12 protein-coding genes are annotated in these 14,462 nt (G+C 73.4%); 11 read left to right on the top strand and 1 reads right to left on the bottom strand.

Annotated elements, in window-relative coordinates:
* Nucleotides 1-25: 25 nt before the first annotated feature.
* From AB0411_RS00785 to AB0411_RS00755, 7 genes are all read left to right on the top strand, one after another.
* Nucleotides 26-931, top strand: coding sequence for a LysR family transcriptional regulator (locus AB0411_RS00785; RefSeq protein ID WP_366415600.1), 906 nt, complete (start codon nt 26-28; stop codon nt 929-931).
* 143 nt (nt 932-1,074) lie between these two features.
* On the top strand, nt 1,075-2,244 hold the full coding sequence (locus AB0411_RS00780) for a CaiB/BaiF CoA transferase family protein (protein ID WP_366415014.1): 1,170 nt from the start codon (nt 1,075-1,077) through the stop codon (nt 2,242-2,244).
* Nucleotides 2,245-2,383: 139 nt separating this feature from the next.
* Nucleotides 2,384-3,193 carry a crotonase/enoyl-CoA hydratase family protein gene (locus AB0411_RS00775; RefSeq protein ID WP_366415013.1) on the top strand — a complete coding sequence of 270 codons (810 nt, stop codon included), beginning with the start codon at nt 2,384-2,386 and terminating at the stop codon, nt 3,191-3,193.
* 13 nt (nt 3,194-3,206) lie between these two features.
* Nucleotides 3,207-3,944 carry an acetoacetate decarboxylase gene (locus AB0411_RS00770; protein ID WP_366415012.1) on the top strand — a complete coding sequence of 246 codons (738 nt, stop codon included), beginning with the start codon at nt 3,207-3,209 and terminating at the stop codon, nt 3,942-3,944.
* Between the two features lie 27 nt (nt 3,945-3,971).
* Entirely contained in the window at nt 3,972-4,934 is a 963-nt protein-coding gene (locus AB0411_RS00765) for a 3-hydroxyacyl-CoA dehydrogenase NAD-binding domain-containing protein (protein WP_366415011.1), read from the top strand.
* A 149-nt stretch (nt 4,935-5,083) separates the two neighbouring features.
* Nucleotides 5,084-7,105 (top strand): LodA/GoxA family CTQ-dependent oxidase, encoded by a 2,022-nt coding sequence (locus AB0411_RS00760; protein WP_366415010.1) that lies wholly within the window; start codon nt 5,084-5,086, stop codon nt 7,103-7,105.
* Nucleotides 7,102-8,244 carry an NAD(P)/FAD-dependent oxidoreductase gene (locus tag AB0411_RS00755; protein ID WP_366415009.1) on the top strand — a complete coding sequence of 381 codons (1,143 nt, stop codon included), beginning with the start codon at nt 7,102-7,104 and terminating at the stop codon, nt 8,242-8,244. The genes AB0411_RS00760 and AB0411_RS00755 overlap by 4 nt, the downstream gene beginning before the upstream one ends.
* A 115-nt stretch (nt 8,245-8,359) precedes the next feature.
* Here AB0411_RS00755 and AB0411_RS00750 read toward each other — a convergent pair whose 3' ends face one another.
* Entirely contained in the window at nt 8,360-9,151 is a 792-nt protein-coding gene (locus tag AB0411_RS00750; RefSeq protein ID WP_366415008.1) for a DeoR/GlpR family DNA-binding transcription regulator, read from the bottom strand.
* Between the two features lie 276 nt (nt 9,152-9,427).
* Between AB0411_RS00750 and AB0411_RS00745 the strand changes: the two genes are divergently transcribed.
* The 4 genes from AB0411_RS00745 to AB0411_RS00730 are packed head-to-tail and all read left to right on the top strand — an operon-like array spanning nt 9,428 to nt 14,462.
* Nucleotides 9,428-10,753, top strand: a complete 1,326-nt coding sequence (locus AB0411_RS00745) for an MFS transporter (RefSeq protein ID WP_366415007.1) — start codon at nt 9,428-9,430, stop codon at nt 10,751-10,753.
* 13 nt (nt 10,754-10,766) lie between these two features.
* A complete protein-coding gene (locus tag AB0411_RS00740) occupies nt 10,767-12,329 on the top strand; it encodes an FGGY-family carbohydrate kinase (RefSeq protein ID WP_366415006.1) in 1,563 nt (520 codons plus the stop codon).
* On the top strand, nt 12,322-13,839 hold the full coding sequence (locus AB0411_RS00735; protein ID WP_366415005.1) for an FGGY-family carbohydrate kinase: 1,518 nt from the start codon (nt 12,322-12,324) through the stop codon (nt 13,837-13,839). The genes AB0411_RS00740 and AB0411_RS00735 overlap by 8 nt, the downstream gene beginning before the upstream one ends.
* On the top strand, nt 13,836-14,462 hold the full coding sequence (locus tag AB0411_RS00730) for a histidine phosphatase family protein (RefSeq protein ID WP_366415004.1): 627 nt from the start codon (nt 13,836-13,838) through the stop codon (nt 14,460-14,462). Before AB0411_RS00735 ends, AB0411_RS00730 begins: the two co-directional genes overlap by 4 nt.

The raw sequence follows: 14,462 nt of genomic DNA, 5'->3' as shown, positions 1-14,462 counted from the left end.
CTCCCGGTAGTGTGGCCGTGTGGACATGCTGCACCTGCGTTACTTCGTGGCGGTTGCCGAAGAGTTGAATTTCTCGCAGGCGGCGCGCAAGTTGCACATGGCGGCTTCTCCGCTGAGCCAGCGGATCAAGGACCTCGAGCGGGAGCTGGACCAGACGCTCTTCGAGCGCACCACGCATCACGTGGAGCTGACTCCGGCCGGCGCCGCGTTGCTGCCGATGGCGCGCGACGTCCTGGAGCGCGTCAACGCCATTCCCTGGCGGCTGCGCGAGGCCGTCCGTCCGCAGCGCACGACCCTGCTCATCGGGATGCCCTCCGGGGTCCACCCGGCCCTGCGCGCCCGGGTCGGGGAACTGGAGGGCGCCTGCACAGAGGCGTACGAACTCAAGCGCTGGCCGGGCCGGTCCACCAGCCTGGCCGAGGCGGTCCGCGACGGCCGGCTGGCGCTCGCACTGGCCCGGCTGCCGGTCGCGGATCCCGCGCTCGGCGTCATCGGGGTCATGCGGGAACGGCTCGGGGCGGCGGTCCCCGCCGACCGGTTCGAGGGCCGGGAGTCGGTCACCCTGGACGAGCTGAGGCAGTTGCCCTATGTGGCCACCGCCGCCGAGGCGATGCCCGCCTACTTCGACGAAATCGATGCCCGGCTGAATTCCGCGGGACTGAAGAAGAGAATTCGCATCAACAGCTCCGATTATGCGGGCACCTCGGAACTGGTGTCCGGCGGCCTCGCCTTTTCGATGACGATGCTGTCGCCGGAAAGCCCGATGCATTCCTACCGGCTGGAGAACGTGAAGGTGGTGCCGGTGGTGGATTTCCGGCCGGAACTCGCCACCGGCCTGCTCTTCCGCAAGGACCGGGCGGAGTCCGGCGGCGATCTGACCGAGCTGGTCGCCGCGGCCCGGCGCATCTTCGCCGACGAACTCTTCGCCTGATCCGCACGCGCCGCACCGAGAAGAAGGGCATGACCACAGCGGTCATGCCCTTCTTCGTTTCTTGATCGTTCTCATTCCGCGCCATCCCGCCTACCGTCGGAGACGGAAACATTCGCAGTACAGCTACTTCCGCAGGAGCGAGAATGGACGCCACGACCGAAACCGCCGACGGCCCGCTGGACGGCGTACGGGTGATCGATCTGTCCACGGTGGTGATGGGTCCCTACGCCGCCCAGATCCTCGGAGACCTCGGCGCCGACGTCATCAAGATCGAGTCGCCGTCGGACACCGTACGGTCGGGCCGCTACCGGAACACCCCCGGGATGACGCCGCTCAACCTGAACGTCAACCGCAACAAGCGCAGCGTGTCCCTGAACCTCAAGGACGACGCCGACCGCGAACGCGCCCTGGCGCTCATCGCCACCGCCGACGTGCTGATCACCAATATGCGCCCCGGCGCCCTGACCCGGCTCGGCCTGACCTACGCCGACCTCGCCGAGCGCCACCCCCGCCTGGTCTACGCCCACGCCCAGGGTTTCCGCAGCGACTCGGCCCGCGCCGGCCACGCTGCCTACGACGAGACGGTGCAGGCGTCCTCCGGTCTGGTGGACGTGGCCCACCGTGCGCTGGGCCGGCCCGTCTACCTGCCGACCATCATCGGGGACAAGGTTGCCGCGCTGACCATCGTCTACGCGGTGCTCGCCGCACTGGTGCACCGCGACCGCACGGGGAGCGGCCAGCACATCGAAGTCCCCATGACGGACACCCTGCTCGCCTTCAACCTCGTCGAGCACCTCGCGGGCCATGTCTACGAGCCCGCGGAGGGCGCCACCGGCTTCCCGCTGTCCATGAAGCGCGGCCACCGGGCCGTGCACACGGCCGACGGGCTCGCCTGCATCGTGCCGTACTCCCCGCAGAACTACCGCGACTTCTTCGCCGCCGCCGGCCGCCCCGACCTCGCCGAGGACCCCAGGGTGGCCGGGCCGGCCATCGACGACGCCGACGTCGACCCGTTGATGGAACTGGTGGCCCGCTGCGCGCCGGGGCTGAGCACCGAGGAGTGGGAGGAGATCTGCGCCAAGCACAGCATCCCCATGGCGCCCGTGCTGGAGCTGGACCGGGCGGCCGACGACCCGTACGTCCGCGACGGGCACCTTCTCGACCTGGTCGAGCACCCGAGTGAGGGCCCGATCCGTTCGGTCGGCATCCCCGTGCGCTACTCCGCCACCCCGGCCTCGGTCCGGCGGCTCGCCCCGTTGCCCGGGCAGCACACCGACGAGGTCTTCGACGAGCTCGCCGCGAGGCGGTCCTGACGCCACGTCGTGTCGCCGATCCGGACCGGTGCCGGCGGGTCGTGCCCGCCGTCGTCCGTCCTGGCGAGCCGCACCGACACCCCGTCACGCCGACGCCGCCTCCCGCCACCCCGCACGCCCACCACCGAAGGACCGGGCCATGCCCAGCACACCCGACGCCACCCCTGCCCCGCCCCGCCCCGCGGACGCCCCCGAGGTCCGCACCGAGAGGATCGGCACGTCCCTCCTCATCACCCTCGACCGGCCCCGTGCCCGCAACGCGGTGAACGCGGCCGTCGCCGCCCAACTAGCCGCCGCACTCGATGAGTTGGCGGACGATCCCGCACTGCGGGCCGGTGTTCTCACCGGCGCCGGCGGCACCTTCAGCGCCGGAATGGACCTCAAGGCCGCGTTGGCCGGTGAATCGCCCGAGATCCCCGGCCGGGGCTTCGGCGGACTGACCGAGACCGTGACGACCAAGCCGCTGATCGCCGCCGTCGAGGGCTGGGCCATGGGCGGCGGCTTCGAACTCGCCCTGGCCTGCGACCTCATCGTCGCCGCGGACGATGCCCGGTTCGGCCTGCCGGAGGTCAAGCGCGGGCTCGTCGCGGCCGGCGGCGGGGCGATCCGGCTGCCCAAGCGGATCCCGTACCACCTGGCCATGGAGCTGCTGCTGACCGGTGAGCCGGTCTCCGGCGAGCGGGCCGGCCTGCTCGGCATCGCCAACCGGGTCGTCCCGGCCGGCGAAACGGTTCCCACGGCGCTGGAGTGGGCCGTGTCCCTCGCGGCGAACGCCCCGCTCGCCCTCGCCGCGGTGAAGAAGATCGCCCACGCCGCCGACGGCACGCCCGAGCCGGCCGCCTTCGCCGCCCAGCGCACCGAGATGGCCGCCCTCGCCGCGTCGGCCGACGTACGAGAAGGCATGACGGCCTTCGCCGAGCGCCGGGCCCCCGTCTGGCAGGGAAAGTAGAGGAGCAACTCCCGTGAAGCAGCACGAAGTCACCCGGCACCATGCCACCCCCCTGCTCAATCCGGCGTATCCCCCCGTCGTTCCGCGCTTCACCCACCGCGAGTACCTCAACGTCGTCTACCGCACCGACTACGACGCCCTGCGCGCGGTGGTGCCCGAACCGCTGGAGATCGACGAACCGCTGGTGCGCTTCGAGGTGATGCGGATGGGCGATGTCACCGGATACGGGCCGTACACCGAATCCGGCCAGGCGATTCCGGTCCGTCTCGGCGGCGAACGCGGCGAATACCTGCACGCCATGTACCTCGACAACTTCGCGGCCACCGCCTCCGGGCGCGAGGCGAGCGCCTACCCGAAGACCATCGGCTCGCCCGCCCTCTACGTGGACCACGGCGCGCTCGTCGGCGTCCTCGACTACGGCACGGTCCGGGTGGCGACCGCCACCATGGGCTACAAGCACCATGAGCTGGACCCCGAAGAGGCGGCCGCACAGCTCACCGTGCCCACCTTCATGCTCAAGCTGGTACCGGGCCACGACGGAACGCCGCAGGTGGCGCAGCTGGTCCGCACCCAGATCAGCGAGGTGACCGTCAAGGGCGCCTGGACCGGCCCCGCCCGGCTGCAGTTGCACGCGCATGTGCTGGCCCCGCTGGCCGACCTCCCGGTCCGCGAGATCGTCTCGGCCGGCCACCTCCTCACCGACCTCACCCTGGCACCGGCCACGCCGGTGCACGACTACCTCGCGCGCTGACACCGCGCACGGAAAGAAGCATCTGCCATGAGCACCACCCGCCCCACCGTGGCCGTGATCGGCGCCGGGACCATCGGACTGTCGTGGGCCGCCCTGTTCGCCGGGCACGGACTGCGGGTACGGGTCACCGATCCGCGCCCCGACCTCGCCGAAGCCGTCGGCGCGGCATTGGCCGAGGCCGCCCCGCAGCTGGCCCGGCAGGGTCTGGACACCGCCGGCCTGGCCGACCGGGTCCAGCTCGCCGGCGAGGTCACCGAGGCCGTCCGGCACGCCGATGTGGTCCAGGAGAGCGGCCCGGAGGACACCGGCTTCAAGCGCGAGCTCTTCGCCCGGCTGGTCCGCGAAGCCCCCTCCCACGCACTCCTGCTCAGCTCCTCCTCCGCCCTCCCCGCCACCACGTTCACCGACGGGATCGACGACGCCGGACGCATCCTGATCGGCCATCCCTTCAATCCGCCGCACCTCGTGCCGCTGGTGGAGGTGGTGCCCGGCCGGCGCACCCACGAGGACGCCGTCACCCGGGCGGTGGGGTTCTACCGCTCGGTGGGGCGGGTCCCGGTGGTGGAGCGCAAGGAGATCCCCGGCTTCGTCGGCAACCGCCTGCAGAACGCCCTCAGCCGGGAGGCCGTCCACCTGGTGGAACAGGGCGTGGTCGGGCCGGCCGAACTCGACACGATCATGGTGAACTCGCTGGGCCTGCGCTGGTCCACGGTGGGTCCCTTCCTCGGCGCCCACCTGGGCGGCGGCCCCGGCGGCTACCGGCACATGGCCGAGCACCTCGGCCCGGCGATGCGGCGGCTGGGGGACTCCTCCGGCGGCGCCGAGCAGACCCCGGAGCAGACCGAACGGCTGATCAGGGCCGTGGAGGACGCGTACGGCTCCCGCTCGTACCGCGACCTCACCGGGGAGCGCGACCGCAAGCAGCTCGCGGTCCTCGACGCCCTGGAGCACGCCAGCGCCGACGAGCGGAACCAGGAGACCCGGTCATGACCAGCACCCGCGCCGGCACCGCCCCCGTCCTCCCGGACGAGTGAACCGGTGCACCCAGGTGACGCCCCCGGCCGCACCGCGCGACCGGCTCCGCTCCTACGTTTGAGGTCTTCGGGGGCATCCGCACCTGCCCTGGGAAAGGCTCCTCGATGGACACGCAGATCGCACAGGTGAAGATCCACCCCGCCATCGGCATCGCCCGGGTCGGCAACAGCGACAGACAGCCCTTCACCGGCCCGGAGTCCCCCGACCAGCCGCCGCTGCCGCCCGGCTCCTACAAGGACAGCTCGGGGAAGATCATCCGGCAGGCCGCCCGCTTCCGGGTCTACGGCTACAACCAGGCCGGCGAGGTGGTCAGGGAACTCAAACTGGGCGACGAGGACGTCACCGAGATCACCTGGTCGGTGCACCTGGCCAACAAGAAGGCCGCCTGGTACCAGTTCCACCTCCCGCTCGACATCCCCGAGGCCGGCGGCCTGACGGAGGCCCAGCGGCGGCGCCGCAACTTCGACGTCAGGGGAGCGGAGCGCAAGAAGCTCGTCATCGACCCCGGCCGCCAGACCGTCCGCGCCTCCCGGCACGAGACCGCCGCCTTCGCCGGCAAGATCATGAGCCGGGCGGTCGCCCTGGGCTCGATGTCCACCCAGACCGACGGCCGCCTGCTGGTCGTCGGCGGCGCCGGACGGTCGGCCTCCTACGCCATGCCCGAGAAGCCGATCTCGGGCGTCGCCAACAACGACACCTGGTACGACGATGTCGCCGACGGCCCGGTCACGGCGGAGGTCACCCTCCGCGGCGTCACCAAGACGGCGACCCCGGCCTGGGCCGTGGTCGCCCCGCCGCACTACGCACCCGGCGTGAAGACCGTACGCACCCTCTACGACCTCCTGTCCGACCTGTTCGTCACCGAGCACACCCTGCCCGACGTACAGCGGGTCTCCTACCCGGACCACATCGAGCCGCTCCTGCGCCGGTTCTGCGATCTGCAGTGGGTCAACCACGGCTTCGCCACCCAGTTCGGCTGGGCCGGCCCGTACCACTTCCTCGACCCGGACCTGCGCCGACGGCTCGCCGACCCGGGCGAGGCGGCCCAGGAGCTGCGCCGTCAGGTCTACGTCCAGATGCGCGACCTCGACCGGGACGGCACCTCCCCGGTGCCCTGGCCGTGGCTCTACGGCGACGCCATGTCCAGCGGCAAACCCACCTCCGTCCGCCAGCACCTCACCCTCACCCCGGCCCAGGACCGGATGCTGGCCCAATGGGCCGACGGCCACTTCACCTCCGGGCCGCCCCGTACGGGATTCCCGGTCGTGGACGACGCACCGCCCGCCGAACAGCCCGGCCTGCTGGACCGGGCCGCGCTGGAGAACTGCGCCGCCGACGCCTTCCACCCCGGTTGCGAGGTCACCTGGCCGATGCGGCACAAAACCCTGTACTCCGAGCCGTTCCGCATCCTGCACCGCGGGCCGGACAACCCGGAACGCGACTACGGCGACGCGCTCACGGTCCAGGACGCCCTGGGCAAGAACGGCCCGCTGTTCGCACAGGGCCCCGGCGACCTCACCCGCTGGATGGCCGCCCCCTGGCAGTGCGACGCCGCGAGCTGCCGCTCCGGCTACCAGGTACGGTCCGGGCTCGGCCCCCGCTACAGCCCCTACCTGCCCACCTTCTGGCCCGCGCAGGTCCCCAACCACGTGCTGAAGCACGCGGACTTCACCACCGTCAACACCCCGCCCACCGGCTCCGACGACAGCGTCCGGGAGAAGGCCTTCGAGAACCGCGCGGTATGGCTGCGCGGCCTGAAGGGCACCGACTTCAACAAGCAGCGCCGGCAGATGATCGACGACTGGTTCCGGTTCGGCATCGTCGAGCCGCACGAATACACCGTGGGCGACGCGAAGTTCCCGCGCTACCTCCAGGTGGAGTCCGAGCCCGGCTATCCGCCCGTCCCCGACCACACCAACCTGATCAACATCCAGGTGCCCGAGGCGGGCGTGCCCCAACTCGCCGGTGCGGCCGACTCCTGGACCGGTGAGGTCCCGGCCCGGGCCGTCGAGTCGATGCTGGTGCAGCAGGCGGTCGAGGAGGTCAAGGAGGCGACCGGCCGGGACGAAGCGGCGATCGCCGCGGGGTACCTGGAGAAGCTCGACCCCCTCCATGGCGCCCGGTGAGCCCCGTACCGGACTACGACGTCGTGGTCGCGGGCGGCGGCCCGGCCGGCTGCGCCGCCGCGCTCGCCCTGGTACGGGCCGGGCGCACCGTCCTGCTGGCCGACGCGGGCACCGGCCCGCCCAAGGCCGGCGAGACGCTGGTGTCCGCGGGCCGGCTGCTGCTGGCCGACCTCGGCGTCGAACGGCCGGTCCTCGGCAGCGGCCATCTGCCCTGCCACGGCACCCTGTCCGCGTGGGGCTCGGCCGAACTGCACGCCGTGGACGCCCTCCACGACCCGTACGGCCACGGCTGGCACCTGGACCGGCCGCTCTTCGACCGGCGGCTGCGGGCGGCCGCCCGTGCGGCGGGTGCCGAGGTCGCCGGGCACACCGGCGTACGGCGCCCCGCCCGGCAGCCGGACGGCACCTGGCGCCTCGTCCTGCGCGAGAGCGCCGGCGGCGGGGAGCGGACGGTCCGCTGCCGCTGGGTGGTGGACGCCACCGGGCGGGGCGCCGCGATCGCGGTGCGCTCCGGTGCCCGGCGGCGCACCGGCGACCGGCTCACCGCCTTCCACCTCACCCTCGACCCGGCCCCGTCCGCCCCGGCCGACGGCCGTTCGCTGGTCGAGTCCGACCGGGACGGCTGGTGGTACACCGCCCTGCTGCCCTCCGGGCACCGCCTGGTCGCCTACTTCACCGACGCCGACCTGCCCGCCGCCGCGGCGCGCGGCGCGGAGCAGTTCCGTGCGCGCCTGCTGGCCACCCGGCACCTCTCCCGCCGGGCCCGCCCGCACGGCCTCACCCCCGCGCGCCCGCCCCGCCGCGCCCCCGCGCACAGCGCCCACCTGGACCGGGTGCACGGCGACGGCTGGACGGCCGCCGGAGACGCGGCGGCCGCCTTCGACCCGCTCAGCTCCCAGGGCATCCTCACCGCCCTCTACACCGGCCTGAGCGCGGGCCGTGCGGTCCACGCCCGACTGCAAGGCGACCGTGCGGCCCTGCCCCGTTACGCGGCGCAGGTCACCACGGCCCGCGCCGCCTACCGCCAGGGCCACCGCACCGTCCACGCCCAGGAGACCCGCTGGACCGACCACCCCTTCTGGGCCCGGCGGCAGCGGCAGGGCGCACCGGGCCCCGATGGCGGGGGAGAGGGAGGCTGACCGAGCCGGCGGGCGCGTCCCGGACGAGGGGTTCCGTCCCGCCCGTCACGGTGACGTCCGTGCCCGCCGGGCGGAGTCGGCGGCGGGGGAGGGCGTGTGCGGGCGGTGTGCCGGGTCAGCGGCCCTGGCCCAGCGAGGAGACCACCAACACCTCGGTGCCCGCCGACCGGATGTCCCGTACCTGGTCCGCCGGGAGGCCGTCGTCGACGATCAGCAGGTCGAAGTCGGTGAGCGGGGCCAGGGCGTAGAGGCCGCCCTTGGTGAACTTGGTGTGGTCGGCGAGCAGGACGCGGCGGCCGGCGCTCTCCATCATGGCGCGCTTGACCTGCACGGTCTCCGGCGAGGTGTGGTAGCAGCGGCCGTTGGTGACGGCCGTGGTGGACAGGAAGAGCACATCGGCGCGGAAGGCCCGTACCGCCTCCGCGGTGTGCGGGCCCATGAAGGCGTCGTACGCCGGGAAGTACGTGCCGCCCAGCGTGATCAGTGAGATGCCGGACTCCTTGGCGAGGGTGGTGATGGCCGGCAGGGAGTTGGTGATCACCGTCAGCGGGGTGTGCTCGGCGACCTGGTGGGCCAGCAGGAGACAGGTCGTGCTGTCGTCGAGGAGTACCGACTGGCCGGGGACCAGCAGGGTGGCGGCGGCCCGTGCCAGCTGCTGCTTGGTCTGCGCCATGGTGGCCATCCGCTCCGCGACGCTGCCGTGGAACTGTGCCGACGGCAGCCCCGTCGCGCCCCCGCGCACCTTGCGCAGCCAGCCCTGTGCCTGCAGGGCGTCCAGATCGCGGTGCGCGGTCATCAGGCTGATGCCGAACTCCTCGGCGAGGTCCGCGGTGCGCGCGAATCCCCGGGCGATGACGGCATCCCGCATGCGGCGGCGCCGCTCCTCCTGGGCTTCGACCCGGTCCATCGCTCCGCTCCCTTCCGGTTCCCGCGCGGCCGTGCGGCGGGCGGCCGCGGCCGGGCCGCCCGGGCTCCGCCGCGTGAATTCGCCGCGTTATGTTCGCACGGACTTCACATGGAGCGCGCGGTGACCATGGCGGCCACATGCGGTTCCGGTACGACGCAACATGGCAGGTCGCGGCCCCGATGCGAAGATTCCGGCGGCCATTGACGCCCGTTTCCGCCCGGCGGTTCCATCGCTGCGTTCACCCCTCCTGCCCGCCGCCGCAGAAAGGGAGATTCGATGACGAACTCTCCTCCGCGTTCGCTGATCACACGCCTGGGTATCCCGCCGACCCTCGCCTGGGGATACCTCGGCCTCCTCCTCTTCATGATCGGAGACGGGGTCGAGTCCGGCTATCTGTCGCCCTACCTCGCCGACCAGGGCATCCCCGAGTCCCGGGTCGCGCTGCTGTTCACCGTCTACGGGATCGCGGCGGGCCTCGCCGCCTGGCTCTCCGGTGTGCTGTCCGAGCTGTGGGGTCCGCGCCGCGTCATGTGGACCGGCCTGGGCATCTGGGGCGTCTTCCAGCTGCTCTTCCTGCTCGCCGCCATCCCGTTGACCAGCTACCCGATGATGATGCTCGCCTACGGGCTGCGCGGGCTGGGGTATCCGCTGTTCGCGTACGGGTTCCTGGTCTGGGTCGCGGGGGTGACGCCGCGCGCCCGGCTCGGTACGGCCATGGGGTGGTTCTGGTTCGCCTTCACCGGCGGCCTGCCCACGCTCGGCTCGCTGGTCGCCGGCGGGCTGATCCCGCACATCGGCGCCTACGCCACGCTGTGGGCCGCGCTGGCGCTGGTGGCCGCGGGCGGGCTGATCGCGCTGCTGCTGGTGCGTGACGACCGCGGCGCGCGGCGGGCCCGCGGCACGGGGGAGGGGCCGGTGGCCACGCTGGTCGGCAGCGTCACGATCCTGTGGCGCAACCCCAGGGTCGGGGTCGGTTCGGTGGTCCGGGTGATCAACACGGCCTCGCAGTTCGGCTTCTTCGTGATCATGCCGATCCACTTCACCAGGACGGTGGGCTTCGGCCTCACCCAGTGGCTGCATCTGCTCAGCGCGATGTTCGCCACCAACATCTTCGCCAACCTGCTGTTCGGCGTGGTCGGTGACCGGTTCGGCTGGCGCCGCACCATCGCCTGGTTCGGCGGCGCCGGCTGCACGCTCAGCACCCTGCTGCTCTTCTACGTCCCGGACGCGGCGGGCCCCAACTTCCCGCTCGCCCTCCTGGTCGCCGCGTTCTACGGCGCTACGCTGGCAGGTTATGTACCGATATCGGCACTGGTGCCCACTCTGGAGCCGACGCACCAGGGGCAGGCGCTCGCCGCCCTCAACCTGGGCGCGGGAGCCAGCACCTTCGTCGGCCCGGCCGTGGTCGCGGCCTTCGTCGGACCGCTCGGCGTCGAAGGGGTGGTCTGGATCTTCGCGGGGATGTACGCGGTCAGTTGTGTGCTCGCCCACTTCCTGAAGCTGCCGGACGAGCCGGGCGCGGCCGAGGCACGCGGCGCCGCCGCACGGCGCGGCGACGCCCCGGAGGACACCGCGGCCGGCGCCGCCCCCTCCCCGGCGTGAGAGGACCCCACTGATGTCCGTACTGACCATCGACGTCGGCACCACGGTGATCAAGTCCGTCGTCTTCGACGACCAGGGCACCGAGATCTCCGTCGCCCGCCGCGCCACCGAGGTCCTGCGCCCGCACCCCGGCTGGGCGGAACAGGACATGGACGCCGTCTGGGACGCCGTCGTCCACACCGTCCGCACCGTCCTCGACGGGCTCGCCGACCCGGTGTGGCTGGTGTCCTTCACCGCCCAGGGCGACGGCGCCTGGCTCGTCGACGACCGCGGCCGCCCCACCGGACCCGCCCTCCTGTGGTCCGACGGCCGGGCCGGGGACCTGCTCACCGGCTGGCAGCGCGACGGCCTCCTGGAGGCGGCCTTCCGCCGCAACGGCTCGCTGACCTGCGCGGGGATGCCCAATGCGCTCTTCAGCTGGCTCGCCGCACACGACCCGGACCGGCTGGCCCGCTCCGCCACCTCGCTCACCGCCGCCGGCTGGCTCTTCCTGCGCTTCACCGGCGTGCGGGCCAGCGACGAGTCCGACGCCTCGGCCCCGTTCCTCGACCACGCCACCGGTGACTACGACCCGTACCTCCTGGAGCTGTTCGGCCTCGGCCCGTACGAGCGGCTGCTGCCCACCGTCCTGGGGGAGACGCAGCGGATCGCCGAGATCACCGGCGAGGCCGCGGACGAACTGGGGCTGCCGGCCGGGCTCCCGGTCGTGATGTCCCCCTACGACATCGCCGCGACCGCCCGCGGCGTCGGCGTCGTCAACCCCGGCCAGGCCTGCAGCATCCTCGGCACCACCCTGTGCACCGAGATCGTCCGGACCGACGTCGACACCGGCGGGGAACCGTCCGGCATCCACATCGCCTACCGGGGCCGCGAGCGGGTGCTGCGCGCCTTCCCCACGCTCAACGGCGCCGAGGTCCTCGGGTGGGCGGCCCGGCTGCTCCACCTGCCCGGACCGCCGGAGCTGGCGCAACTGGCCTTCGAGTCGGAGCCGGGCGCCCGTGGGCTGATGTTCCTGCCGTACCTCTCCCCGGCCGGAGAGCGGGCGCCCTTCCTCGACCCGGGTGCCCGGGGCACCTTCTGGGGCCTGTCCCTGGAGCACACCCCCGCCGATCTGGCGCGCGCCGTCTTCGACGGGCTCTCGCTGGTCCTGCGGGACTCGCTGGCCGCCGCCCGTACCGACGTCAGCGAGCTGCGGCTGTGCGGCGGCGGCGCCAACAGCGACGCCTGGTGCGCGCTGATCGCCGATGCGACGGGGGTGCCCACCGCCCGCTCCGGCGACACCGAACTCGGCGCCAAGGGCGCCTTCCTCACCGGCCTGGTCCGCACCGGCGCCGAGACCAGCATGCACAGCGCCGCCGCCAAGTACGTCCGGATGCAGCGCAGTTGGGAGCCCGACCCGGAGCGTACGGAGTTCTATGCCGCGCTGTACGAGGACTTCCTCGGCTGGCGGGCGCGCGCCCGGGAGGCCGGCTGGCGCGGCGGCGCGGTCTGGCGCGGGAGCACCCGCCGCCGGGCCGAGGCGCCCGGCCGGCCGACCGAAACCACCGGCACCACCCCTGGAGACCCCCGTGACTGACCCGCGCCGGAACCGCGGCACCCCCGCCCCCGGCCTCGACGGCGTCTGGCTCGGCCTCGACCTGGGCACCCAGAGCGCGCGCTGCGTCGCCGTCGACGGCACCGGGCAGGTCCTCGCCACCGCCGCCCGCCCGCTCACCGGCCGGCGTGACGGAAACCGCCACGAGCAGGACCCCGAGGAGTGGTGGAGCGCACTGACCGCCGCCTGCCGGGAGGCCACACGGCACGTCGACACCCGGCGCATCCGCGGCCTGGCGATCGACGGGACCTCCGGCACGATCCTGCTCGCCGACGCCCACGGCACGCCGCTCACCCCCGGAGTGATGTACGACGACGGGCGCGCCGCCGCGCAGGCCGAAGCCGTCAACGCCGCCGGGGAGACGGTCTGGCAGGAGCTGGGCTACCGCAGCATGCAGCCGTCCTGGGCGCTGCCCAAACTCGTCGCCCTGCTGGAGGGCGCCCCCGCCCGCCGGCCCGGCGTCCGGCTGCTGCACCAGGTCGACCTGGTGACCTGGCGGCTGGCGGGCCACCAGGTCGCCGCCGACGCCAGCCATGCCCTCAAGACCGGCTACCACCTCGTCGAGGAGCGCTGGCCGCACCGGGTGATGGCGGAACTCGGCGTGCCCGGGGGACTGCTGCCCGAGGTCGTACGCCCCGGCAGTGTGCTCGGCACCGTATGCGCTGCTGCCGCCGAGGCCACCGGCATTCCCGCGGGGACCACGATCGTCGCCGGGATGACCGACGGCTGCGCCGCGCAGATCGGGGCCGGGGCGCTCGCGCCGGGCGCCTGGAACTCCGTGCTCGGCACCACCCTCGTCCTCAAGGGCAGCAGCCCGCACCTCGTCCGCGACCCGGCGGGCGTCGTCTACTGCCACCGCGGACCGGGCGGCAACTGGCTGCCGGGCGGCGCCTCCAGCAGCGGCGCCGGGATCCTCTCCCGGCGCTTTTCCGGCGAGGACCTGGACGCGCTCACCGCGCGGGCCGCGGCCCTGGACCCGGACGCGGTCGTCTACCCCCTGGCCGGCGGCCGCGGCGAACGCTTCCCCTTCCGCGCCCCGGACGCCGAACCCTTCGTCCTGGGCGACATCACCGACCGGGCCGCCGAGTTCCATGCCTGCCTGCTCGGCGTCGCCTGCCTCGAACGGCTCTGCTTCGACTACCTCGACCACCTCGGCGCACCCGTCGACGGGCCGCTCACCCTCACCGGCGGAGGCGCCCGCAACGCCTACTGGTGCCAGTTGCGCGCCGATGTCCTCGGCCGCTCCGTACGGCTGCCGCGGCAGGCCGAGGGCGCCCTGGGCATGGCCGTCCTCGCCGCTGCCGCCACCTCCGGCGCCGGACTCGGGGAAACGGCCGCCGCCATGGTCCGCATCGACCGGGAACTCGCGCCCGCACCTGCCCGCACCGCCCGCTACACCCCCCTCTACCTCCGCTTCATCGACGCACTCACCCGCCGCGGCCGGCTCGGCCGGGCCGTGGCCGACCACGCCCGCAGGAGGGCAGCACCGTGACCGACTTCCTCCTCGTACGCCACGGCGAGACCGTCTGGCATGCGGAGAACCGCTACGCCGGCCGCACCGATGTGCCCCTCACCGACCGCGGCCGCGAGCAGGCCGCCGCCCTCGCCGCCTGGGCCGCCACCGCCGGTCTGACCGCCGTCCGGAGCTCCCCGCTCTCCCGCGCCCGTCTCACCGCCGCCCCCGCGGCCGCCGCCTGCGGCCTGGCCGCAGGCACCGACGAGCGGCTCTCGGAACTCGACTTCGGCCAGGGCGAGGGCCTGACCAGGGAGGAGATGCGCCGGCGCTTCCCGGAGCGGCTGGCCGCCTTCCTCACCGACCCCGTCGAGCACCATCTGCCCGACGGGGAGGACCCGCGGCTCGCCGCCGAACGCGCCGCCGACTGCCTCGCCGAGCTCGCCCGCGAGCAGCCCCGCGGCAGGATCCTCGTCGTCGCGCACTCCACCCTCCTGCGGGTCCTGCTCTGCCGGCTGCTGGGCATCCCGCTCGCCGACTACCGCCGGGTCTTCCCCCTGCTGCACAACGGCGCCCTCACCGAGATCCGCATCGAGGACGGGCGCACCGCCCTGCTCAGCTTCAACACCCCGGCCCCGTCCCAGGCCCCCGCCCTCCACTGA

Source organism: Streptomyces angustmyceticus, assembly GCF_040701845.1.
Taxonomy (GTDB): domain Bacteria; phylum Actinomycetota; class Actinomycetes; order Streptomycetales; family Streptomycetaceae; genus Streptomyces; species Streptomyces angustmyceticus_A.
The sequence above is the reverse complement of the archived record's forward strand: the minus strand, read 5'-3'. Positions and strand labels throughout refer to the sequence as shown.

Excerpts from the sequence above, each read along its gene's own strand:
- AB0411_RS00785 (WP_366415600.1), top strand. The coding sequence starts at position 26 with ATGCTGCACCTGCGTTACTTCGTGGCGGTTGCCGAAGAGTTGAATTTC.
- AB0411_RS00780 (WP_366415014.1), top strand. The coding sequence starts at position 1,075 with ATGGACGCCACGACCGAAACCGCCGACGGCCCGCTGGACGGCGTACGG.
- AB0411_RS00775 (WP_366415013.1), top strand. The coding sequence starts at position 2,384 with ATGCCCAGCACACCCGACGCCACCCCTGCCCCGCCCCGCCCCGCGGAC.
- AB0411_RS00765 (WP_366415011.1), top strand. The coding sequence starts at position 3,972 with ATGAGCACCACCCGCCCCACCGTGGCCGTGATCGGCGCCGGGACCATC.
- AB0411_RS00760 (WP_366415010.1), top strand. The coding sequence starts at position 5,084 with ATGGACACGCAGATCGCACAGGTGAAGATCCACCCCGCCATCGGCATC.
- AB0411_RS00750 (WP_366415008.1), bottom strand. The coding sequence starts at position 9,151 with ATGGACCGGGTCGAAGCCCAGGAGGAGCGGCGCCGCCGCATGCGGGAT.
- AB0411_RS00745 (WP_366415007.1), top strand. The coding sequence starts at position 9,428 with ATGACGAACTCTCCTCCGCGTTCGCTGATCACACGCCTGGGTATCCCG.
- AB0411_RS00740 (WP_366415006.1), top strand. The coding sequence starts at position 10,767 with ATGTCCGTACTGACCATCGACGTCGGCACCACGGTGATCAAGTCCGTC.